Raw genomic sequence first — 23,823 nt, 5'->3', positions numbered from 1 at the left:
TGTCGACACCATGTTCAAATACAAAAGCCCTCTGAGCCGGCTTCTCGAAGGTGCCGGCAAATCCAAAGAAGATGATGTAGCTGAAAATGCTCATGCAGCAGACAGCGCTGTGCCTGAAACGGTAAAGCAGGAGCCTATCGCGGACTTCAACGCGCTGCGCGCCGCACTGGCCGGTGGAAACATGACGTCTGACTCTTACGAAGAAACAGACGAGCTTATCCCTGAAGAGAAGATGCCGGAATTCGACGAAGTTGCGGCTGAAAACGCGGAAGAACCGGTTGAAGTGTCCATCTTCGTTGAAGATGCAATTGACGAGGACGACCAAGATACCAAGAACTTGATGGCCGACCCCGACGATGACGAAATCTCGGACGATCATATCATCACTTTGCATGTAGCCGACCAACCTGCCGAAACACCGGATGAAGATACGCTGACTCTGGATGTAGCGGAAATGAGCGCGCCGGAAGCGGTGGAAGCTGAGGTTGCAGCCCCATCCGTGCAAGAACCGGCATTGGTAGAAGAGGTTGCCGTACAGACTCAACCCACGCCTGCCGCCCCGGCCGAAGACCGTCGCTCGCGGGTCAAAACAACGTTCCTTGGGTTTGAGCGTGCGGACACGCATGTTCAGGAATTGATTGAAACAACAGAACCCGTCTCAAAAACCCAAGCCGCTCAGGAAACATTCCCGGTTGGTTGGCTGGTGGTGACGGCAGGTCCCGGACGGGGCGCCAGCATCACCCTGACCGAAGGCCTGATGCAAATCGGTCGAAACGATGACCAGGCGATCCAACTGGATTTCGGCGACACAGGTATTTCACGTTCGAACCACGCCGTTATTGCTTATGACCCCGAAGATCGAAAATGCTATCTGGGGCATGGCGGAAAAGCCAACCTTGTTCGCCTGAATGGTAAACCCGTTCTGAGCACAATCGCGCTCTCCAGCGGTGATCTGATCCGCATCAGTGAAACCTCAATCCGATTTATGGCCTTCTGCGATGAAGGTTTTGATTGGCGGGATTCCTGATAGATGCTGGCGACTCCGGCATATGATGTTGCGCTGATCCTGAACCAGGGTCAGCGGGAAACGCAGGAAGACGCGATTGCTGCGCGCATGTTCGATGCATCGGACGCGGGCTATATTGCGATCGCTGACGGTATGGGTGGCCACGAGGCGGGCGAAGTGGCTTCAGAAATGGTGATTACCGCCTGGCGGAACGCGCTGGATAGCGAGCTAGAAGCCGATACCTTAAACGAAGGAGCCGCAATTGACGCGCTGCCGTTGGCAGCCATGCAAGCCAATGCAGCGATATCCGACCATAACGAGGCACAGGGCCAGGGTTTCAACATGGGCTCCACCTTGTTGGGTGTCCTCTTTCTGGGTCAGCGTGTGTTCAGGATATCGATCGGAGACAGCCCCCTTTACCTGTTCCGCGAAGGCAGGTTGACACAGGTGAACGAAGACCACTCGATGGCCCCCGTGATCGACGCAAAACTGGCCGCGGGTGAGCTTTCGGAAGCTGAAGCACGGGGATTGGACAGAAACCAACTGACGTCGGTGATCATGGGGGGTGCCATTCCAAAAGTGGATTGCCCAGAAGACCCGCTGATCGTGTCACCCGCTGATATTCTGATCCTTGGCAGTGACGGGCTTCAGTATCTCAGCGACGCTGAGATTCAGGAAATTCTGCGTGAACACCAGCAAGATCTGGCACAGGAAATCGCCGAAGCCTTGCAACTGGCTGTGCAGGCCAAGGACGATCCCGATCAAGACAATCTGTCGATCGCAGTCGCGAAACTTACCAGAAAATAACCAGGCAAAGCAACAGGACCCATGAGAAAACACCTTATCATATCAAGCCTTGCCCTTGCCGCCGCCACCGGCGCGGCGTCAGCGCAAGAGGCATGTTCAAGCTACGAGATTCAGCGCGGCGACAGCCTGCGGGAATTGGCAATCCGAGTTTACGCGACCGAAGATTTTCGGCCAATCTACGATGCGAACCGGGATGTTATCGGCACAAACCCCAATATCATTCGTATTGGTGACGTTTTAAATCTGCCATGTCTGGAAGATGTCGGGCGCGCACCTGAGCTGCCCGACACGGAAGCAGGACGCCTGGCAGCGGAAATGGCCTCGGAACTGGTAAAAGCTGCCGAAGAACGCGCGGAAAAAGCCGTGGCCGAAGCGGAAGCCCGCGTTGCAGCGGCAGAAGCTGAAGCAAAGAAGGCGAGTGAAGATGCGGTCGTGGCTGCACGTGCCGCAGCAAAAGAAGAGATTGAGGCAGCCCGCTCGGAAGCCGCCGCACTGATCAGAAATGCTAACGCTGAAACGCGCCCTGAAATTCGTGATCGTCAGTTGCTGTTGATCACCGGCGGCAATTACGCTCCGTTTACAGACGAAGCGCTGCCCAACCGGGGGCTTTATACGCAACTGGTTGAGACAGCGATGCTGCGGGCCGCGCCAGAACAAGCGTATAAAATTCAGTTCGTGAACGATTGGTCGTCGCATCTGGATCTGTTGATGCCAACACTTGCTTTTGATGGCACTTTCCCCTGGTCGCGCCCAAATTGCGAAGATGCAGAAGCGCTGTCCGAAAGCGACCGCAATCGGTGTGAGACCTACAATTTCTCGAACCCGTTCTACGAGGTCGTGGATACATTCTTTGCTCGCGACGGATCGGGATACGAACAAACGCTGACATATGCCGACTTTGCCGGAACAACGATCTGCCGCCCGGAAGGCTGGTCGCTGTCTCATATGGATGCGGTGAGCCTTTACGAACCCGTCATCAAGTTGCTGCGGCCCACCTCGCCCGACGACTGCTTTCACGCAGTGATGAACGGAACCGCCGATATCGTGGCAATCGAGGCGCATCTGGCCGAGGAAGCCATCGCGCGGCTTGGCTATAAACACCGGATTATCGAAAACCCCAACCTGGCGGCGATCAAGTCGCTTAATGTCATGACCCATAAAGATAATCCTGATGGGGAAGCGATCTTGGAGACGCTGAATCAGGGTCTGGCAATCATGCAGCAGTCTGGCGAATGGCGCGACATCGTTTCGACCGCCCTGCGCCATCAAATGGAAAATGGATAAGGCCATGTTTGGCCTGACAAACAAAAGTCTGGAGGAAGTGGAAATGTTTAACGAGAAGATTAAGAAACTAGTGCTGTCGGCAACCGCCATCACAGCTCTGAGCGCGGGTGCGGCCGCTGCACAGGAAGCGTGTACAAACTATACAGTGCAAGACGGCGACACGTTGGCAACCATCGCCATCGCCGCCTATGGCACCTCGAACTACCAGCCGATCTTCAACGCGAACAGGAACGCTATCACAAACCCGGGGTCTCTTAATCCTGGGCTGGTGCTGGCCCTACCCTGTGAAGACGGCAGCCTGCCGAACGGCCAAAGCGCGCAGGAAATCATCGCTGCTGAAGAAAAGCGCGCAGCCAGCGTCAAGCGCTCGAATGTCTATGCGCCGCCGATCAAGATGGTGGCGGGTAACGGATGGGAACCGTTCACAACCGAATCTCTGAACGGCGGGGGCATCATGACCCGCCTGGCAACGACCAGCCTTCAGCGGGCCGGAAACAGCCGTGAGTATTCAGTCAGCTTTGTCGACGACTGGAGTTCGCATCTGGATACACTGTTGCCGCTTGGTGCCTTTGATATTTCAATTGCATGGACCGTTCCGGATTGTACCAATCGTACATACGAATGGTCCCCGGAAACCGAAGCTCGCTGCACTCAATTCGTAGCTTCCGTCCCGGTTTACGATATCGTCGGTGGCTTCTTCACACTGCCGGAAAGCGAATACGCAAGCGCGACCAGCTTCAAGGACCTAGAAGGTTCGACTATTTGCCGTATGGCAGGCTGGAGCATGGTTGTTCTGGAAGAACAGGGACTGAACCGCGAGAACACGACTGTGGTTCAACCGAGCTCGGCCCGTGATTGCCTTGACGCTGTATTGACCGGAACCGCAGATGTTGCGGCATTCGAAGTTGATCTGTTCGCATCGACAATGAAAGACATGGGTTTGACTTCGGCTGACATCGTTGAGAACCCCTATGTGTCTACACTGTCGTCGATGAGCTTCCTTGCGCATCGCACCAACCCGTTCGCGCGCGAATACATCGCGATGATGAACAAGGGTCTGATCGAAATGCGTCAATCCGGTGAATGGTACGCGATCATCTCGGATACGCTGCGTGAGCAAAACGCAAAGTTGAACGCGGCTTCGAACTGATCCCTTGGTTCAGCTGAAACTTTGGGGCCGGTACTTGAACCGGCCCATTTTTTTTGAATTATCAGGGCGTTTCAATCGGATGCCAAAATTCGGCCATTTATCTGCTTCAGAAATGCCTCATGCGCGCAGCATCTTGGGAATGAAGTGCAATTTTCCTTCAAATGACACACCCGAGCGAGCTTGAGTTACGTATGATACAGGCTGCCTTGAAATTAAGAAACGGATCTCTGACACGGGCGTCATGGCCGGGGCTGGAGGTTGCTGTTATCTTACCGTGTTACAATGAGGCGATTGCCATTGGTGAAACTGTCAAGCAGTTCCGCGCCGCCCTGCCGGAGGCGGTAATCTACGTATTCGACAACAATTCCACGGACGGCTCAGCCAGAATGGCGCAAGACGCTGGCGCGCTGGTCTATTCTGAAACATATCAGGGTAAAGGCAACGTTGTCCGCAGGATGTTTGCTGACGTAGATGCGGATGTCTACGTTATGGCAGACGGGGATGCGACCTACGACAGTATGGCAGCACCTGACATGATTAATCTGCTGGTCTCGCAAAACCTTGATATGGTTAATGGCGCGCGTGTTAACGAGGACATTCAAGCCTATCGTAGGGGTCATAAGTTTGGAAACGCCTTGTTCAGCGGACTGGTGAAATTCTTCTTTAACAGCAAAATCAACGACCTGCTGTCCGGTTATCGTGTTTTCAGCAGACGCTTTGTCAAAAGCTTTCCAGCGGTTTCCAACGGTTTCGAAATTGAAACTGAACTTACAGTGCACGCGATGCAGATGCGTATGCCGATTGGAGAAGTAGAGACAAAATATGTCTCACGGCTTCCGGATTCGAACTCCAAACTGGCCACATATTCAGATGGGTGGCGAATTCTCAAAATGATTGGCCTTTTGATCAAAGACGAAAAGCCAATCGCGTTCTTCCTGTCTTTGGCATTGTTGATATTCTTACCTTCGCTGTCCGTATTCGTATCGGTTTTCCGCGAGTTTTTGGAAACTGGCTTGGTTGACCGAATTCCGTCCTTGGTTGTCGCGGTATCCGGTTTTGTCGGAACCATGCTGTCAATCGTGTGCGCGCTGATCCTAGAATCTCTGGCACTTGCCCGGCGTGAGGCGCGTCGCCTGTCTTATCTGCGACACAAAGGTGTTGCAGCGTACGGAACGAAAAGAACACAGACGCCGATTGCCAACCCAGAACCCCGGCGCGTTGGCTAAGACCCAATCTCCAGTATAATTGTGAGCACTCGATATAGTGTTCGTGTTCAACCATGGTTGAACTGCTTGGCTGCCCAGCAAATTCTGAGAACCAAAATGAAATGACCAGCACCCCAAATGCTGGTCATTCTCTGAGTGAGTGATAAGGCCCTGAGGCATCACCAGTGAAATTCTGTGTTATCCAAGGTTTAAAACAGTCAGAGCTGCCGTGCTATTAGGGGAATCCCGTAAGTACAAACAAATTCATTATAAAGCATTGAAAATGAATAATACTTTTCTCGACCCACTTTCCGTGACAGTGTCGACGATACAAAAAAGGGACCGCACAACTGTGCCGGTCCCTTTCCGTGTTTTGAACAGGCAAAGGATCACCTGTTTTGCCGTTAGCGATTAGCCGATGATTGCGTTCAACGTTGTGCTGGGCCGCATAACCGCTGCCGTTTTGGCCGGATCGGTGTGATAGTAACCGCCCAAATCCGCAGCTTGACCTTGCGCTGCGGCCAACTCCGACAGGATTTGCCCTTCGTTGACGGCCAGATCCTTGGCCAGCGATGCAAACTCGGCAGCCAGTTCCGTATCTTCGGACTGGGCGGCCAAAGCCTCAGCCCAGTAGCGTGCAAACCAATAGTGGCTGTCGCGATTGTCCGGCTGACCAACTTTGCGGCTGGGTGAGCGGTTGTTGTCCAGAATACCCTGCGTCGCTGCTTCGGCCGCCGCACCCAGAATGCCCGCTTTCTCGTTGCCTTTGCTGTCAGCAAGGAAGTTCAGCGATTCACCCAACGCACAGAACTCACCCATCGAATCCCAGCGCAGATGGTTTTCCTCGACCAACTGCTGCACGTGTTTGGGCGCCGAACCACCAGCTCCAGTTTCGAACAAACCGCCACCGTTCATCAGTTTGACGATGGAGAGCATCTTGGCCGAAGTACCCAATTCCAGGATAGGGAACAGGTCAGTCAGATAATCCCGCAGCACGTTGCCGGTGATGGCAATCGAGTCATTACCTGCTGTGATCGTCTCCAACGACTGACGGGTCGCTTCGCGCGGGGCCATGATCAGGAACTTGTCGGCCACGCCAGCGGCCTCAAGCGCCGGTTTGACATATTTGATAAGCTCTGCGTCATGGGCCCGGTTTGCGTCCAACCAGAAAATCGCCTCGGAACCTGTCAGACGCTGACGGTCCATGGCCAACTGAATCCAGTTCTCGATTGGCGCCTTTTTGACGGTGCAGGCGCGCCAGATATCGCCGGCCTCAACACCGTGGCTGTGCAACGTTTCACCATTGGCCAGAACGATGCGGATTGTACCATCCGCCGGTGCCTCGAAAGTTGTCGGGTGCGAACCGTATTCCTCGGCTTTCTGAGCCATCAGGCCCACGTTCGCCACGGCTCCGGCAGTGGACGGGTTCAACGCGCCATTGGCTTTGAAGAACTTAATGGCCTCATCATAGACGGTCGCGTAGCAGCGATCAGGGATCACACAGTTGGTGTCACCTTTGGCACCCGTCTCATCCCAGCCCTTACCCCCGGCGCGGATCACTGCAGGCATTGAGGCATCAATGATTACATCCGATGGGACATGCAGGTTCGTGATTCCGCGGTCCGAATCCACCATATACATGGACGGGCGGTCCGCCTTGAGCGCGTCGATGGCCGTCATGATGTCGGCGTGACCCTGTACGCGCTCCAGCAGAGCGCCCAGACCTGAATTTGGGTTCACACCCAACGCATCCAGTTCCGCGCCAAACTTTTCGAACACGGGGGCCAGCCAGGCTTTGACCGCATATCCAAAGATGATCGGGTCTGAAACCTTCATCATCGTGGCTTTCATATGCAGCGAGAACATGGTCCCGTCTTTCTTGGTGTCCTCAATGGCATCTGCAAGGAACGTAGACAGTGCCTTGACCGACATGAAAGTCGCGTCGGCTATGGTTCCTTCTTCCAGCGACCAGCCGTCTTTCAGAACGGTGACGTCACCATCCTTGCCCACAAATTCAATTTTAGCATCGCCTGCTTGTGCTGCGGTAATGGTGGCCGAAATCTCGTTTGCATAGAAATCATTGGCCGACATTGACGACACTTTGGTCTTGCTGTCCGACGCCCATTCGCCCATCGAATGCGGGTTGTTCTGAGCATAGTTTTTCACCGCACGCGCCGCACGGCGGTCGCTGTTCCCTTCGCGCAGAACCGGGTTAACAGCAGAACCTTTGATCGCGTCATAACGGGCGCGGATCGCCTTTTCCTCATCCGTTGCAGGTTCTGCGGGGTAGGTCGGAATGTCGTAACCCTGCGATTGCAGTTCTTCGACGGCCGCAACCAACTGTGGAACCGAGGCAGAGATATTCGGCAGCTTGATGACATTGGCATCAGGTGTCTTCACCAAGTCGCCCAAATCAGCCAGATCGTCGCTTACACGCTGATCGTCGGTAAGGTTCTCGGGGAATGCTGCCAGAATACGTCCCGCCAGAGAAATATCTTTGGTGCCAACGCGGACGCCCGCAGCAGATGCGAACTTGCGGATGATGGGCAGGAACGAGGCGCTGGCCAGCTCTGGCGCTTCGTCTACAATGGTATACAATATGTCGAAGTTCGATTTATCTGCCATATTCTTTTACCTTTTTTAAGCCTTTCGGGGCGTGCGATCCAAGAGTTGCAACCACAATTGCGTGGCGTGAGAGGGGCTAAACCACGATACAGCCCCTGGGTGACTCTGTTTTGACAGGGCTTCCCTTAAATCACGTTTGACTTGGAATCAATCGCATCTGCCCGCGCGTTTTGCCACGGGTCAGATAAAGTGTCGTGTAACTCTTGGGGCGGGGAAGACTGTCCATGGGCTGGAAAGCCTTGATTAACGATACCGTTGCCCGGTCTCTGGATCAAAAAACATCACACGCTCTGGCTGTATGGCGATGCCGATCCGATCTCCGGTTCTGCTTCTCTGATCGTCCCGTTCCTCAACGATAAGTTTGTCATCATTTGGTGTCCGTAAATAGGAATAGGAAACACCACCCAAGGCTTCGGTCAGGTCCACGGTGCAGGCATCGGCCGAACGGTCAATCTGAATATGTTCGGGCCGCATGCCCAATGTCACCTTGGTCCGACCGGAGGGGATAGTCGCAGAAACGGGCAACGGCTTGCCTAGCGCGGGATGGGAGACATGGCCATCCCCATAATCACATTCCAGAAAGTTCATTGCAGGCGAACCGATGAAGCCTGCGACAAACCGGTTGTCGGGATCACGGTACAAATCCATCGGAGCCCCGACCTGTTCAATACGACCATCTCGCAGCACGACGATCTTGTCGGCCATGGTCATGGCTTCGACCTGATCATGGGTCACGTAAATCATTGTCGCGCCGATTTCCTGATGAAGGCGCGCGATCTCAACACGCATTTCCACGCGCAACTCGGCGTCCAGATTGGACAAGGGTTCGTCAAACAGGAAAACGTCAGGGCCCCGAACGATGGCACGGCCAATCGCAACCCGCTGCCGTTGCCCACCAGACAGAGCCTTGGGTTTGCGTTTGAGATATTGGTCTAGCTTCAGAATGTTCGAGGCTTCCTGCACTTTTCTGGTGATCTCGGCCTTTGGGACACCGTTCATGCGCAACCCAAAGCCCATATTTTCCGCCACGGTCATATGCGGATAAAGCGCATAGGTCTGGAAGACCATCGCCACACCGCGTTTGGCCGGGTCCATATGGGTAACGTCCCGCGCTCCAATGTGGATCTTGCCTTCCGACGTTTCTTCCAAACCTGCGATCATCCGTAGCAATGTGGATTTGCCACATCCCGAAGGGCCAACGAAAACACAGAACTCACCATCTTCGATCTGCAAGTCGATTCCGTGAATGACTTGCGTCTGGCCGTACCGCTTTATTGCTTGGTTCAGGGTTACACCTGTCATGTCGCTTGCATCCTGTCATTGCCGAGGTCTGGTCGCGTTTCAGGGAAACGCCATGCCTGCGCCTCGGTGCTGATTTGTTCAGCCACCCGCCGCACACGAGGCACCCATGCCTCGAGTTGTTCAAAATCCATTCGCTGGGTCGAGCCGGTTACTGAGATTGCGCCCAGGACACGGCCGTTTGTTGTAAGAACAGGGCAGGCGACGCAAATAATTCCGGGTTCATGTTCTTCGTCATCAACGGCAAAACCCTTGCTGCGAATTCGATCAAGATCCGTGCGCAGGTCATTGTCGGACGTCAGGGTCTTGTCGGTAAAGCGATGAAAACTCTGCTGCGAAATTGCCCGGTTAAGGTCACTTTCATTCAGAAAGGCAAGCATCGCCTTGCCGACACCCGTGCAGTAGGCCGGGCCCACCTTACCCGCCTGAGAATACATCTCAATCGGTTGCGCTGCGTTGCGTTTGTCTACGTATAGAACCTGACCAGCATCGAGCTGCGCCAAATGCACAGTCTCTCCAGTTTCCTGGCTTAGAATATCGAGGAACGGACGTGCGATAGGGGCCAGTGAGCTTTGGGTCCAGGCTGCATGCGCAAGCCGTACCAAACGCATACCCGGCGCGTAGGTTTGGCGCTCGGGGTCGTAACATAGCATTCCCTGATTGGTTAATGATTGCAAAAACCGATACAATGTTGCTTTCGGAAAATCGCTGCCGTCCAGCAACTCCGAAAATCGCACAGGGCGCTGAAATGCGGCGACCTGATCCAGCACGTCACATGCTTTGCCAATAGTTCCGTCACCTGACACGGGCGTCCGTTCTCCTCCGCTTGCCCATCGCAGTTCGCACGAGGGTCTTGACAAGACTAACCGAGTCGATGTGTAGTTTTCAATATATAAAACATTGTTTCATTATTTGGAACTTTTGTGGAAACAACAGGGAGGAAACCATGTATTCCACTTTCAAGCGCACAACCGCTGCGCTGGCACTTGGCGTTGCTATGGCGGCACCGGTGGCTGCTGACCTAAATGGAGAGCTTCGGATATTCCTGGACACGTCTAACCCGGCCCCGCGCGCAACGATGGAAGCGATGATCGAGCGGTTTGCAGCGCAGCACCCCGGCCTAGAGATCGAAACCACGGTTATCGACCGCGAAGCGTATAAGACCCAGATCCGCAACTTTCTGACGGCTGACACACCTGACGTGGCCACTTGGTACGCCGCCAACCGTATGAAACCATATGTTGAGGCCGGTCTGTTCGAAGACGTCTCGGATCTTTGGGCGGAACCTGAAATTGCTGAAAACCTGGCATCAACCAAAGGCGCGATGACCATCGATGGCAAACAATGGGGCGTCCCCTACACTTACTACCAGTGGGGCGTTTACTATCGTAAAGATATCTTTGACGAATTAGGCCTCAGCGAACCGACTACCTGGGAAGAAGAGCTGGCAAATTGCCAGAAGATCGTCGATTCAGGCCGTGCTTGCTATACCATCGGGACCAAGTTCCTGTGGACCGCTGGCGGTTGGTTTGACTACCTGAACATGCGCACCAACGGGTTCGACTTCCACAATCAACTGGCCAATGGTGAAATCAGCTGGGAAGATGACCGGGTCAAGCAGACCTTTGCAAACTGGAAGCAGTTGATCGACATGGGGGCTTTCATTGACAACCATCAGACCTACAGCTGGCAGGAGGCTTTGCCGTTCATGGTCAATGGAGAAGCCGCTGCGTATCTGATGGGAAATTTTGCAGTCGCGCCTTTGCGTGAAGCAGGGCTGACAGATGATCAGCTGGATTTCTACCAATTCGTGTCAATCAACCCTGATGTCGAATTGGCTGAAGACGCACCGACCGATACGTTCCACATCCCGGCGAACGCCTCGAACAAAGAAGCCGCACGAGAGTTCCTGCGCTTTGTTGTCTCGTCGGATGAACAGACCGAGATCAACAACGGATCGAACCTCGGTCAGTTGCCGGTGAACGCGCAATCCTCAGTAGACGATGACAAATTCCTGCAGCAGGGCTTTTCGATGCTCTCGACCAACAGCCCCGGCGGAGTGGCTCAGTTCTGGGACCGCGACGCACCGGCTGAAATGGCCAAAGTGTCAATGGAAGGTTTCCAGGAATTCATGGTTAAACCAGACAATGCTGACCGTATTCTGGCCAAGCTGGAACGCGCGCGAGAGCGTATCTACGACAACTAATCAGGCTCGGGCCGGGCTCGAGCCCGGCCTACCTCGCCACAGAATGTAAGGTGGTTTCAACCCGCCTTACCCAAACAAACCCAGGACACCCATGACCACTGCCGCTGACGCCCCTGATCAGGAGAACTGGTTCCACAGAAACCAACAACGCATCGCCCCGTGGCTATTCCTTGCTCCGGGCCTGCTGTTCTTCATGGTCTATGTGATCATTCCGGTCTTCCAGTCCTTCAACCTGTCACTGTACGAGTGGGATGGGTTGGGTGCCGCCGAATATGTCGGCATGCGTAACTATGAAGATTTGTATTGGGAATGGGTTGACCGGGACGCATTCTATATCTCGCTCAAGAACAACCTGATCTGGCTGATCCTGTATCTTCTGGCCATTCCGGCGGGCCTTTTCATCGCTTTGTTTCTGAACCAGACGGTCTGGGGTATCCGCCTTTACAAATCGCTGTTTTTCTTTCCATTTGTCATCTCTCAGGTTGTTGTTGGCCTTGTATTCACGTGGTTTTATGACCCGACATTTGGTCTTCTGAATGAGTTTCTCGGCTTTCTCGGAATGGGTCCATTGAACGTGCTGGGCGACGAGCGTTTGGTCACCTACGGCATCATCGTCGCGGGCCTTTGGCCGCAAACCGCCTATTGCATGATCCTCTACCTCACCGGTCTGAATGCCGTCGACCCCGAACAGATCGAGGCCGGACGCCTGGACGGTGCCAAAGGCTTGAGAATGCTGTGGCACATCATTCTGCCACAGTTGCGCCCGGCCACTTTCATTGCATTCGTCGTGACAATCATCGGGGCGCTGCGCAGTTTCGACCTGATTTCGATCATGACACAGGGCGGGCCATTCGGATCATCCCGAGTCCTGGCCTATTACATGTTCGAGGTCGCCCTGTCTGAATACGGTTTCCGCATGGGGTATGGCGCGGCTATCGCTGTGGTGCTGTTCCTGATCATGCTCGGCTTCATAGCCTATTTCCTCTGGTCGATGTATCGCGAAGAACGGGGGCACTGAGATGTTTCCCAAACCCATCGAAAAACAATCTCGCGCCGCGCAGATCACCTATCAGGCGATGCTGCCACTTGCCTTGTTGCTGTGGCTGGGGCCCCTCCTGGCGGTGGCTCTGTTTTCGGTCAAACCAGCGGCGGATTTCACCAACGCCAACTATTGGGGCCTGCCATCCAGTTTCGAGGGCGCAGTCAACTACGGGCTGGTATTCTTCAACTCTGACATGCCGCGATACTTGCTGAACTCTTTCATGATCACCATTCCTACGGTGATCGGTGCCGTTGCCCTCAGTTCCATGACCGGCTTTGCTTTGGGCATCTACAAATTCAAATCGAACCTGTGGATCTTCTTCATGTTCGTTGCCGGCAACTTCGTGCCATTCCAGATCCTGATGGTGCCTGTGCGCGACCTGACACTTGATATGGGCCTCTACAACACAAAAACCGGCCTCGTCTTGTTCCACATCGCCTTCCAGACCGGCTTTTGCACATTGTTCATGCGCAACTTTATCCGGGCCCTGCCCTTTGAATTAATCGAGGCCGCGCGGGTCGAGGGTATCAGCGAATGGCGCATCTTCTGGTATGTGGTCTTGCCGTTGATGAAACCCGCAATTGCCGCACTCAGCGTGCTGATCTTCACTTTCATCTGGAACGACTATTTCTGGGCGGTCGTCCTAACTCAGGGCGCGGAAAGCCAGCCTGTCACAGCAGGCATAACCAGTTTCAACGCCCAGTTCCGCGCCGCCTACCAACTGATGAGCGCGGGCTCGATCGTAGCAGCGCTGCCGCCGGTTGCCATGTTCTTCCTGATGCAAAAGCACTTTATCGCGGGCCTGACCCTCGGAGCTGTAAAATGACAAAGATAACTTTCATCGGAGCAGGTTCGACAATTTTCATGAAGAACATCGTGGGGGATGCTTTGCTGACCCTCGCTTTGGCGGACAGTCACTTTGCGCTGATGGATATCGACCCCGTACGCCTGACAGAAAGCGAAGCTGTAGCCCGCGCCATGATCCGTTCGGTCCGGTCAAACGCGACAGTATCCACACATACAGACCGACGCGCGGCACTCGATGGTGCCGATTTCGTTATTACCGCCTTTCAGATTGGCGGGTACCAGCCCTGTACCGTCACAGATTTTGAGATCCCCAAGCAATACGGGCTGCGCCAGACCATCGCGGATACGCTGGGCGTCGGCGGCATCATGCGTGGGCTGCGCACTGTGCCGGTCTTGTGGGACGTGGCGCATGACATGATGCAGCTATGCCCTGATGCGACACTGCTACAATACGTCAATCCAATGGCCATGAACACCTGGGCACTGGCCGAGAAATACCCATCATTGAAGCAGGTCGGTCTGTGTCACTCGGTGCAGAACACGGTCGCGGAACTGGCACATGATCTGGACCTGCCAAAAGACGACATTCGCTACAAAGTCGCGGGCGTCAATCACGTCGCCTTCTTCCTGCGGCTTGAGCATCAGGGCCATGATCTTTACCCCGCCCTTAGGCAAGGTTATGTCAGCGGCAGAATGCCCAAGGCCCCGCTGCTGATGCCGCGTTGCCCCAACAAGGTGCGCTACGAAGTGATGGACCACCTTGGCTATTTCTGCACCGAAAGTTCTGAGCATTTGGCAGAATACGTGCCATGGTTCATCAAAGACGGGCGGGCGGACCTGATCGAGAATTTCTCAATCCCACTCGATGAATACCCGACCCGCTGTGTGGAACAGATGAGCAACTGGAAAGAGCAGGCCAAAACCCTGACTGACGGGCGCGACATAGCCGTCACTCGCAGCCATGAGTTTGCGGCAGACATAATGAACGCAATCATCTCTGACACCCCCTACGTGGCATATGGCAATCTGCCAAACACCGGCCAGATACCTCAGCTGCCGATGGGGGCTGCTGTCGAAACACCGTGTCTGGTTGATGCAAATGGCATTCAACCTTCTGTCATCGCAGACATCCCACCGCAGCTGATAGCCCTGATGCGTACCCAGATCAACGTTCAGGAACTCACAGTCAGGGCATTGGTCGACCAGAACCCCGAGCATATCTATCATGCAGCCATGATGGACCCGCACACCGCCGCCGAACTGGACCTGCGCCAAATTCGAAATCTGGTGAACGACCTTCTGTCTGCCCATGCCGACTGGCTGCCAGATTGGTGTTGCCCGCCTCGCGCCGCTTAAATTTCATCTTTCTACAAATACTCAAATCCACCCAGATCTCGAAAAGCATCACAGAACAATGTCAAAACGCCGCTCACAGCACTGGTACGGGAAACTCGACAAGGATGGGTTCATCCATCGATCCTGGATGAAAAATCAGGGTTTTCCTGATCACGCCTTCGATGGGCGGCCGATCATCGGAATCTGCAACACATGGTCCGAGCTGACCCCTTGCAATTCCGGCCTCCGCGATCTGGCCGAAGGGGTAAAGCGCGGAGTGTGGGAGGCAGGGGGCTTTCCCGTCGAATTCCCGGTCATGTCGCTGGGCGAGACCCAGATGAAACCCACAGCCATGCTGTTTCGCAACCTTCTGGCCATGGATGTCGAAGAGTCGATCCGCGCATATGGCATTGACGGTGTGGTTCTGCTGGGCGGGTGCGACAAGACCACGCCGGGCCAACTCATGGGCGCGGCCTCGGTCGACCTGCCGTCGATCGTTGTCAGCTCCGGCCCAATGCTGAACGGAAAATATCGCGGTCAGGATATTGGCTCAGGAACCGATGTGTGGAAGTTTTCCGAAGCTGTGCGCGCCGGAGAGATGACCCTTCAGCAGTTCATGAGCGCCGAATCCGGGATGTCTCGCAGTGCCGGGGTCTGCATGACCATGGGAACCGCCAGCACCATGGCGTCTCTGGTCGAAGCGATGGGCATGAGCCTGCCCACCAATGCCGCCCTGCCCGCCGTTGACGCCCGCCGCATGGCCCTCGCCCATTTGACAGGCAAGCGGATTGTCGAAATGGTCGACGAAGACCTGAAACCATCGAACATTCTGACCAGAGAAGCCTTCGAGAATGCAATCCTCGCCAATGCAGCCGTTGGGGGATCGACCAATGCCGTTGTTCATCTACTGGCGCTCGCAGGTCGCGTAGGCGTTGACCTGACGCTCAGGGACTTTGAAATCGGATCAGAGATTCCCCTTCTGGTGAACTGCATGCCCTCGGGCACATACCTGATGGAAGATTTCTGTTACGCGGGCGGTGTTCCGGCTGTGCTGAGCGAACTCAAGCCTTTCCTGCGCCCGGCCAGAACCGTTCTGAACAAGGACATTTCCGCCCATTACGAAGGCGCCGAATGTTTCAACCGCGACGTTATCCGCCCCTTCAACGATCCGGTGAAACCCGCTGCTGGCCTTCGTGTTTTGCGCGGCAATCTTGCGCCGAACGGGGCCATCGTCAAACCTTCTGCCGCAACAGATGCCCTTCTTGAAACCGAGGGTGAGGCGTTTGTTTTCGAAAATATCGAAGACCTGAAAGCCAATATCGACCGGGTTGATCTGCCGGTCACATCCAAGAGCATTCTGGTGCTCAAGGGATGTGGACCCAAGGGTTATCCCGGGATGCCCGAGGTAGGAAACATGCCGATTCCGGCCAGATTGGTGAAGGAAGGTGTTCGCGACATGATCCGTATCTCGGATGCCCGTATGTCCGGCACTGCCTATGGCACCGTCATCCTACATGTCAGCCCCGAGGCACAGGCGGGCGGCACACTGGCGCTGGTGAAAACCGGCGACCGCATCCGCGTATCTGCCAGCGCTGGAAAGCTTGAGCTGTTGGTGGACGAAAAAGAACTGGACGCGCGCCGAGCCCAATGGAAACCAGATAAGCCACATTATTCCCGCGGGTATGCCAAACTTTATGTCGATCACGTGTTGCAGGCCGATCAGGGGGCCGACTTGGATTTCCTCGTCGGCAAAGACACCCGCCTTGTGACCAGAGAGAGCCACTGATGACCCAACCAGCGACATTTCATGACCTGAACGGGTCATCCGTCTATATTACCGGCGGAGGCTCGGGCGTGGGCGCAGCATTAACGGATGGGTTTTTGGCTCAGGGGGCCAATGTGGCTTTTATCGGCAGATCGGATGCCAGCGGTTTTGTCGAAGAGATGCGCAACAAACACGGGCGCGCACCTCTGTTCATGCAGGGTGATATGACCGAAACCCAGTTTCTTCACACAACAATGGCCAAAGCCGCGGAAGCCCACGGACCCCTAAACGTTTTGGTCAACAACGCGGCCAATGACCAGCGCCATACACTTGAGGAAACTACGACCGAATTCTGGGACTGGATGATCGACGTAAACCTGAAAGCCTATTATTTCGCCTGTCAGGAAGCGGCCCGGCAAATGAAGGAAGGCGGCGTTATCATTAACTTCAGCTCGATCAGCTACATGATGGGCAATGCAGGCTATCCGATCTATACGACGTCAAATGCGGGCATTACAGGGATGACGCGGTCTTTGGCCCGCGAACTGGGGCCAAAGAACATACGTGTGAATGCGCTGGCTCCCGGTTGGGTTTTGACGCAAAAACAGCTGGATAAGTGGGCCACGCCCGAAGATTTGGCCGCGCATTTGGATCGACAATGCCTGAAAGAACATTTGACGCCCGAAGACATGGTTGCACCGACATTGTTTCTTGCATCCAACGCCAGCCGGGCGATGACCGGTCAGTGTATGGCGGTTGATGGCGGCGTAGTGGTTTCAGGGTGACACAATGAATACTGACTGGATCGCCGTTGATTGGGGCACATCTCACCTGCGGGTCTGGGCCATGCGGGGGGCAACGGTGCTGGACTGCGCGCAGTCCGACAAAGGTATGGCGCGTCTCGGAGCCGACGGGTTCCAGACCGCCCTGTTGGAACTTGTTGAAAACTGGCTGAAGGATGGCCCCATCGATGTGATCGCCTGCGGTATGGTCGGTGCACGCCAAGGCTGGGTCGAAGCACCTTATTCTACCGTTCCGTCGCAACCCTTGCCGCAAACCCCGGTCCGTGTTCCCAGCACAGACCCGCGCATCCGGGCCTTCGTCATACCCGGATTAAAGCAACTGAGCCCACCAGATGTGATGCGGGGGGAAGAAACACAGATCGCAGGGTTTTTGGGGGCTCGCCAGAACTGGGATGGTGTCCTCTGTCTTCCAGGAACCCATACGAAATGGGTTCAGGTCAGCGCAGGTGAAATCGTGAGCTTTCGGACGCTCATGACCGGAGAGCTTTTTGATTTGTTAAGTGCGCAATCTGTTCTGCGGCATTCTATAGGTGAAGGATGGGATGAAGATGCCTTTGCCGAGGCTGTGGCGGATACATTGTCCAAGCCCGAACAATTGGCTGCACGCCTGTTCGGCTTGCGGGCTGCGGACCTGCTGCACAATCAGGACAAAGACATCGCGCGCGCGCGGCTGTCGGGACTGCTTATCGGTGCTGAATTGGCCGCCACCCGTCCATATTGGCTGGGTCAACAACTGGCTATCATTGGTGCAGATGCCGTATCGCGGGTCTATGCGGCAGCGCTAAGACAACAGGGCGCTTTCTTTGAGACTGCAAACGCCACCGAAGCAACGCTGGCCGGGCTGGCGCTGGCGCGCAATATGACAAGGCAAATCGCATGAGCCGCCCCATCATCGCCATTCTGCGCGGTCTGCAACCACAGGAAGCCGAGGCCGTTGGCAGAGTTATCATCGATGCAGGGATCGACCGGATCGAAGTTCCACTCAATTCGCCTGACCCGCTCGACAGCATTTCCATTCTGGCCGAAGCTTTCAAAGATCACGCCCTGATAGGCGCTGGTACTGTATTGACGGTTGATCAGGTGGACGCAGTTCGGAATGCCGGCGGCAGGCTGATTGTGTCACCCAACTATGATGCTGACGTGATCAAACGGTCTGTAGCGTTGGGGATGCAAAGCTGGCCGGGCGTTTACACGCCGACCGAAGCCTTTGCCGCTCTCGAAGCCGGGGCCACAGGATTAAAGCTGTTTCCTGGCGTCATGGCAGGCCCTGTTGGGCTCGCAGCACTTCGACCCGTTTTACCCAAGGAAACACGTATCTTTGCTGTCGGTGGTGCCGGGCCTGAAAACTTCGAGCAATGGATCAAAGCCGGTGCGGATGGATTCGGGATTGGATCAGCGCTGTACAAACCCGGCATGGACGCAGTCGAAATCGCAGCACGCGCGAAGCAGATCGTAACAGCCTTTGACAAGGCGGCAAGATGAGCACGATTTTTGACGACCGCCCCTGCGCGTTGGGCGAAGGTCCGCTTTGGCACCCTGCTCGGCAACAGCTATTCTGGTTCGACATTCTCAACAAACGACTGATGACGCGCGAAAGTGAAAATCAGATAAGCTGGGAATTCGATGAACATGTCTCCGCCGCAGGCTGGGTGGATCGCGACACACTGCTTTTGGCGTCGGAAACGGGTCTTTGGCAGTTTGAATTGACGTCCGGGCATCGAGCGCTGGTTACGCCGCTCGAGGCAGACAACCCAATCACCCGCTCGAATGACGGTCGCGCTGATCCTTGGGGTGGTTTCTGGATCGGTACGATGGGCAAACAGGCTGAAGCCGGGGCCGGATCAATCTATCGGTTCTGGAAAGGTACACTCAGACGTCTCGTGCCGGATGTGACGATTTCCAATGCAATCTGTTTTGCCCCGGATCGATCCGTGGCCTATTTCTGTGACACGAAAACGAGGCAGGTCAAGCGCTGGAGCTTGAATGCAGTAAGCGGATGGCCCGAAGGGGAAAGCACCGTATTTCTGGACTTTCGTAAAGAAGGCCTGAACCCGGATGGTGCGGTGGTTGATGCTGACGGGAACATCTGGATCGCGCAATGGGGGATTGGACGTGTTGCGGCCTACACGCCCGAAGGTCATTTCCTGAAGGCCACTTCTTTCGAAGCGTCACATACGTCCTGCCCGGCCTTTGGTGGCGACAGCTTAGGCACGCTGTTCTGCACCTCAGCAAGGCAGGGGTTGAGCAACGCGGATATTGAATCCCAACCCACCAATGGCATGACGTTTGCAATGCCAAACGCGGGACGAGGGCAGGCAGAACACAGGATCATTTTATGAAGCCGGAACTTGGTGTGTGTTACTACCCTGAACACTGGCCCGAAGCGATGTGGGCGGAAGACGCCGCGCGCATGGTGGACACCGGCATCTCGTGGGTACGCATTGGAGAGTTCGCGTGGAACCGGCTGGAGCCTTACCCCGGAACCCTGCAATTTGAATGGCTGGATCGCGCGGTTAAAACACTTGGCGAGGCGGGAGTGAAAGTCGTGCTTGGCACACCGACAGCAACGCCACCGCGTTGGATGCTGGACAAACATCCGGACATGCTGGCTGTGGATACGTATGGAAACACGCGCAAATTCGGATCACGGCGGCATTACTGCTTTAGCCACCAGGGCTATGTCGATGAATGTGGCCGCATCGCACGGGTCTTGGGAGAGCGCTATGGTCATAACCCGTATGTGGCGGCTTGGCAGATCGACAATGAGTATGGGTGTCACGACACAACAGTCAGCTACAGCACCCCGGCACTGAATGCATTCAGGCGCTGGCTGGCTGTTCGATACGGCTCAATTGAACAACTGAACAAGGCCTGGGGAAACGTGTTCTGGTCGATGGAGTACCGCAACTTCGATGAGATTGAACTACCCAATCAAACTGTGACCGAGCCAAACCCCGCTCATGTACTGGCATTCCGTCGGTTCAGCTCAGATCAGGTTGTGGCATTCAACAAAGCTCAGGTCGATGTATTGCGAGCTTTGACCGATGCGCCGCTGTTGCATAACTACATGGGTCGTATTCTGGATTTCGACCATTTCGAGGTTGGCGCAGATCTGGATATTGCGACTTGGGACAGTTATCCGATCGGATTTCTATCGGACCGATTGGAAGATGACGAAGCCCACAAGACCGCCTTTCTTCAGCAAGGCGATCCGGACATGCAGGCGTTTCACCATGATCTTTACCGGGCAGTGGGCCGTGGCCGATGGTGGGTGATGGAACAACAACCCGGTCCGGTGAATTGGGCACCCTATAACCCGGCACCCATGCCCGGAATGGTGCGGTTGTGGTCGCTTGAGGCTGTCGCCCACGGTGCTGAGGTTGTGAGCTATTTTCGATGGCGGCAAGCCCCCTTTGCGCAGGAACAGATGCACGCAGGTTTGCTGACACCGGACAATCGCCCCGCCCCTGCATTACACGAGGCCCGTCAGACAGCGGAAGAGCTATCCACATTGGGCGAGGTGCATCAGGTGCAATCCAAGGTTGCGATACTGTTTGATTACCCCTCGGACTGGGCCTGGACATCGCTACCGCAAGGAGCAGGCTTTGACTATTTCCGGTTGGTCTTCTCAGCTTATCGTGCATTGCGCCGCGTGGGGCTGTCGATTGATTTTGTTTCGCCCAATGACCTGTCCACGCACTATGCGCTGATCCTTGCCCCCGGACTGGCAACGATTGACCCGGATTTGGAGCGTAGGTTAGCGGACAACTCGGATCTTGCAATCCTCGGCCCACGCAGCGGCGCAATTACCCGTGATTTCCAGATCGCCGCCGCCGGTCGACCTGGCCTGAAAGGGTTGGACTGCAACGTCGATTTGGTCGAAACACTGCCCCCTGCTGTCAACCGGGCTGTCCGTGGCGGCGGCGCGGCACAGCATTGGATCGATCGCCTTTCAGGATCTGCTGAAGAAATTCTGAGTTTTGAAGATGGAGCGCCTGCGCTAATGGCAAGGGACGGGTTCTGGTATCTTGCCGGCTTCCCAAACGAAGCATTATGGGATCGCGTCATCGGCTTGGCTGCGGAAGAAAGCGGTTTGGGCCTGAAACCGATGCCGCCAGGACTTCGACTGCGTGAGACAGCCGACCACATGTTCCTGATCAACTATAACGCTGAACCGGTGGTCTGGAACGGATCGACCATCGGCGGCTGTGACGTGAAGATCCTGAAGCGCAATCTGCCCGGACAGACTTGAATCCTATCCGGGCAGATGCGTTGGTTGCCGCTTGGCACAGCGATTAGTCGCTTTTTAGGCTGTTGGGGTCAAACACCCCTCCGAAACCGCCGTTGTTGGATGGCTCACCCTCGGTTTGAGAAGCACCTTCGTTGCTTTCATTCTCGCTGCCATCCAGCGAGTTCGGAGCGAAGACATTACCAAAACCGCTGTTATTTGACGGCTTTGGCGCGGTTTGGGCATCACCCTGCCCGGCTTTTTCCGCTTCTTGCTGTTTGCGGCGCTCCTCACGCTGCTGACGCAGTTCCTGAATGCGTTGTTCCGCTTCCAACTGCTTTTGCTCGCGAACGTCGGCAATGCACTGCGCCGGACTGTAGGTCGCCGCTGTGCCTATAACGGTGATCGTTACAACCGCAAATGCGACCAGCAACACGGCGGCCATATTACCGGCAAAGAAACTCGGCAGCTTGATCTTGCCAGCCAGTTCCTCGACCGTTGCGTTTTTACGCGCCGCGGCTACCAGTTCCTGACGTTTCAGCTTGGCTTCGTTCAGCAGAGCGAAGAAAACCGTCAGCGCAACGATGATAAACGCCAGCGCCGAGATCGCGGGCGTGATGCCGTAGCGAACCTTCTGAGCCAGCTCAATCGTCAGCGTCGGGTATTCGCCAAAAGTGAAAGTGGTGGTGTTGTAGTTCTCGAAAGAAGCGAGGAATGCCAAAACCGCCGCCGAGGCAATCGCCGGGCGCATGAACGGCAGCAGGATTTTGCGGAAAGCCTGAGCGTGGCTGGCCCCAAGGTCCAGTGCCGCCTCAGTCAGGGCGACATCATAACGCTGCAACCGCGCCACCAGCACCAGCATACAGTAACTGGCAATAAAGGTGGACTGGCCGATCACTGTCAGGAAGATGCCGTTTGACAGGAAACTGTCGGCCCCCAGCCCCAGCATCCGGTTGATCCGGTCCCAGAAGACCAGCGTCGAGATACCAAGAACCACACCGGGGATCAGGATCGGTGCGATAATGACCGTATAGTAGGTCGCGCGAAGCTTCGGCCAGATCTGGGTCAGCATCAGCGCGCCTGCCAAACCCATCGCCACGGACAGGATGACTGTGCCGATTCCGATGATCAGCGAGTTCTTGATCCCGTTCAGGATACGCTGATCTTGAAACAGCTCGCCAAACCATTGGAATGTCAGACATTCCCATGGGCTCATTCGGGGGAACCCGGACGAGTTGAACGCGGTGACGGACATGATCACCAGCGGGCCCAGCAGATACAGGAAGAAGATCGCCAGATAGACCCAGATGCTTATGCGGAGGAAGGAATTGTTCATTTCCCTATATCCCCCATGTTCACTTTGAACAGGCGCATCATGGCCAGCACGAACAGAATACAAGTGACCAGCAGAACGATTGCGTAGGCGGCGCCCTGTGGCCAGTCGTTGTTGTCATTGAACTGCTGATAGATCAGTTGGGTGAACCACAGACTGGACGGCCCGCCCAGAATTTGCGGCGCAGCCAACGCACCGGCGGACAACATGAAGACCATAGTACAGCCCGAACTGATCCCCGGCTTGGCATAAGGAATGACCACTCGCCAATGTATCCGCCACCAAGGCGCCCCAAGGTCGCGTGCTGCTTCGATCTGGTTTTTGTCCAGACTTTCAATCACGTTATACATCGGGAAAATCATCAGCAGGATATAGGCGTATCCCAGACCCGCATAGAGCGCGATGTCATTGCGAATGAAGTCGAACGGTGTATCCCAGATGCCCAGCCCCGTGAACAACGTGTTCAACACGCCTGTTTCCCCAAAGATGATGCGCAGCGCAAAGGCGCGCAGGATCTCGTTGATCCAGTAAGGGATGATCAGCATGATCGCGAAGATACGAATATGGCTGCCCTCGGCCTGACCCAGGTAATAGGCAATCGGATAGCAGATGATCAGGTTGAAAACCGTCACAAAAACCGCGGCCACAAGAGTTCGGAAAAACACCCTCAGATCAACAGTGTTGTAGTCCTGACTGCCGCCTTCGGGGCCGTAGACCAGATATTTGTAGTTCTCGAGCGTATATATGTCTTTGGGTCCGCCAATCTCTGGCGGTGGCAGATTCGGACGGAACGAGAAGTCCAACATCGACAGCTGCGGAAGGATGATCAGGCCGATGGTCCAGAACAGAACCAGACCCAGGATCGCTACTCCCATGCCGGTGCCGTTGCGATTGAAGAAGTCTTTCAGAAACTGGGGCATGAGTTAAT

General features: G+C 55.3%; 20 protein-coding genes. 15 read left to right on the top strand and 5 right to left on the bottom strand.

The genetic code is table 11. The features are described from left to right. The first annotated feature begins 10 nt into the window (after positions 1-10). The 5 genes from ACR0ID_RS11980 to ACR0ID_RS11960 all read left to right on the top strand — a co-directional run bounded on the left by ACR0ID_RS11980 (position 11) and on the right by ACR0ID_RS11960 (position 5,473). Complete coding sequence (locus ACR0ID_RS11980; RefSeq protein ID WP_480605670.1) at positions 11-1,027, top strand: FHA domain-containing protein; 1,017 nt, start codon at positions 11-13, stop codon at positions 1,025-1,027. A gap of 3 nt (positions 1,028-1,030) precedes the next feature. Further along, positions 1,031-1,813, top strand: a complete 783-nt coding sequence (locus ACR0ID_RS11975; protein WP_480477124.1) for a PP2C family protein-serine/threonine phosphatase — start codon at positions 1,031-1,033, stop codon at positions 1,811-1,813. A 21-nt stretch (positions 1,814-1,834) separates the two neighbouring features. Beyond that, positions 1,835-3,097 carry a type 2 periplasmic-binding domain-containing protein gene (locus ACR0ID_RS11970; RefSeq protein WP_480477122.1) on the top strand — a complete coding sequence of 421 codons (1,263 nt, stop codon included), beginning with the start codon at positions 1,835-1,837 and terminating at the stop codon, positions 3,095-3,097. 43 nt (positions 3,098-3,140) lie between these two features. Beyond that, positions 3,141-4,247 (top strand): peptidoglycan-binding protein LysM, encoded by a 1,107-nt coding sequence (locus tag ACR0ID_RS11965; protein ID WP_480494212.1) that lies wholly within the window; start codon positions 3,141-3,143, stop codon positions 4,245-4,247. A 206-nt stretch (positions 4,248-4,453) separates the two neighbouring features. Further along, entirely contained in the window at positions 4,454-5,473 is a 1,020-nt protein-coding gene (locus tag ACR0ID_RS11960; RefSeq protein WP_480519842.1) for a glycosyltransferase family 2 protein, read from the top strand. A 390-nt stretch (positions 5,474-5,863) separates the two neighbouring features. Here ACR0ID_RS11960 and ACR0ID_RS11955 read toward each other — a convergent pair whose 3' ends face one another. The 3 genes from ACR0ID_RS11955 to ACR0ID_RS11945 all read right to left on the bottom strand — a co-directional run bounded on the left by ACR0ID_RS11955 (position 5,864) and on the right by ACR0ID_RS11945 (position 10,182). Beyond that, a complete protein-coding gene (locus ACR0ID_RS11955) occupies positions 5,864-8,077 on the bottom strand; it encodes an NADP-dependent isocitrate dehydrogenase (RefSeq protein WP_480605666.1) in 2,214 nt (737 codons plus the stop codon). A gap of 243 nt (positions 8,078-8,320) precedes the next feature. Continuing rightward, positions 8,321-9,379, bottom strand: a complete 1,059-nt coding sequence (locus ACR0ID_RS11950) for an ABC transporter ATP-binding protein (RefSeq protein ID WP_480605663.1) — start codon at positions 9,377-9,379, stop codon at positions 8,321-8,323. Beyond that, positions 9,376-10,182, bottom strand: coding sequence for an IclR family transcriptional regulator (locus ACR0ID_RS11945; protein WP_480519836.1), 807 nt, complete (start codon positions 10,180-10,182; stop codon positions 9,376-9,378). The genes ACR0ID_RS11950 and ACR0ID_RS11945 overlap by 4 nt, the downstream gene beginning before the upstream one ends. Before the next feature lie 140 nt (positions 10,183-10,322). Between ACR0ID_RS11945 and ACR0ID_RS11940 the strand changes: the two genes are divergently transcribed. The 10 genes from ACR0ID_RS11940 to ACR0ID_RS11895 all read left to right on the top strand — a co-directional run bounded on the left by ACR0ID_RS11940 (position 10,323) and on the right by ACR0ID_RS11895 (position 21,586). After that, the gene (locus ACR0ID_RS11940; RefSeq protein ID WP_480519834.1) at positions 10,323-11,582 is read left to right on the top strand and encodes an ABC transporter substrate-binding protein; all 1,260 of its coding nucleotides are present in this window, start codon (positions 10,323-10,325) and stop codon (positions 11,580-11,582) included. Positions 11,583-11,673: 91 nt separating this feature from the next. Further along, on the top strand, positions 11,674-12,600 hold the full coding sequence (locus ACR0ID_RS11935) for a carbohydrate ABC transporter permease (protein ID WP_480605659.1): 927 nt from the start codon (positions 11,674-11,676) through the stop codon (positions 12,598-12,600). A gap of 1 nt (position 12,601) precedes the next feature. Further along, positions 12,602-13,450 (top strand): carbohydrate ABC transporter permease, encoded by an 849-nt coding sequence (locus tag ACR0ID_RS11930; protein WP_480477108.1) that lies wholly within the window; start codon positions 12,602-12,604, stop codon positions 13,448-13,450. Next, a complete protein-coding gene (gene melA, locus ACR0ID_RS11925) occupies positions 13,447-14,787 on the top strand; it encodes an alpha-galactosidase (RefSeq protein ID WP_480605654.1) in 1,341 nt (446 codons plus the stop codon). Before ACR0ID_RS11930 ends, melA begins: the two co-directional genes overlap by 4 nt. Before the next feature lie 58 nt (positions 14,788-14,845). After that, positions 14,846-16,552 (top strand): IlvD/Edd family dehydratase, encoded by a 1,707-nt coding sequence (locus ACR0ID_RS11920; RefSeq protein WP_480605651.1) that lies wholly within the window; start codon positions 14,846-14,848, stop codon positions 16,550-16,552. Further along, positions 16,552-17,316 carry an SDR family NAD(P)-dependent oxidoreductase gene (locus ACR0ID_RS11915; protein ID WP_480605648.1) on the top strand — a complete coding sequence of 255 codons (765 nt, stop codon included), beginning with the start codon at positions 16,552-16,554 and terminating at the stop codon, positions 17,314-17,316. The genes ACR0ID_RS11920 and ACR0ID_RS11915 overlap by 1 nt, the downstream gene beginning before the upstream one ends. A gap of 4 nt (positions 17,317-17,320) precedes the next feature. After that, positions 17,321-18,214, top strand: coding sequence for a 2-dehydro-3-deoxygalactonokinase (locus tag ACR0ID_RS11910; protein WP_480605645.1), 894 nt, complete (start codon positions 17,321-17,323; stop codon positions 18,212-18,214). Then, positions 18,211-18,816 (top strand): 2-dehydro-3-deoxy-6-phosphogalactonate aldolase, encoded by a 606-nt coding sequence (locus tag ACR0ID_RS11905; RefSeq protein ID WP_480477098.1) that lies wholly within the window; start codon positions 18,211-18,213, stop codon positions 18,814-18,816. The genes ACR0ID_RS11910 and ACR0ID_RS11905 overlap by 4 nt, the downstream gene beginning before the upstream one ends. Beyond that, positions 18,813-19,673: an SMP-30/gluconolactonase/LRE family protein gene (locus ACR0ID_RS11900; RefSeq protein ID WP_480605643.1), complete on the top strand. Its 861-nt coding sequence runs from the start codon at positions 18,813-18,815 to the stop codon at positions 19,671-19,673. The genes ACR0ID_RS11905 and ACR0ID_RS11900 overlap by 4 nt, the downstream gene beginning before the upstream one ends. Continuing rightward, on the top strand, positions 19,670-21,586 hold the full coding sequence (locus ACR0ID_RS11895) for a beta-galactosidase (RefSeq protein ID WP_480605640.1): 1,917 nt from the start codon (positions 19,670-19,672) through the stop codon (positions 21,584-21,586). The genes ACR0ID_RS11900 and ACR0ID_RS11895 overlap by 4 nt, the downstream gene beginning before the upstream one ends. 43 nt (positions 21,587-21,629) lie before the next feature. On the opposite strand, the gene ACR0ID_RS11890 is transcribed toward ACR0ID_RS11895, so the two are convergent. Beyond that, positions 21,630-22,898, bottom strand: coding sequence for an ABC transporter permease (locus ACR0ID_RS11890; protein ID WP_480519814.1), 1,269 nt, complete (start codon positions 22,896-22,898; stop codon positions 21,630-21,632). Then, on the bottom strand, positions 22,895-23,815 hold the full coding sequence (locus ACR0ID_RS11885) for an ABC transporter permease (RefSeq protein WP_480554884.1): 921 nt from the start codon (positions 23,813-23,815) through the stop codon (positions 22,895-22,897). The genes ACR0ID_RS11890 and ACR0ID_RS11885 overlap by 4 nt, the downstream gene beginning before the upstream one ends. Between the last annotated feature and the right edge of the window lie 8 nt (positions 23,816-23,823).

The organism is Ruegeria sp. AL2, from assembly GCF_056540845.1.
This window is presented reverse-complemented; position numbering and strand designations above follow the sequence as displayed.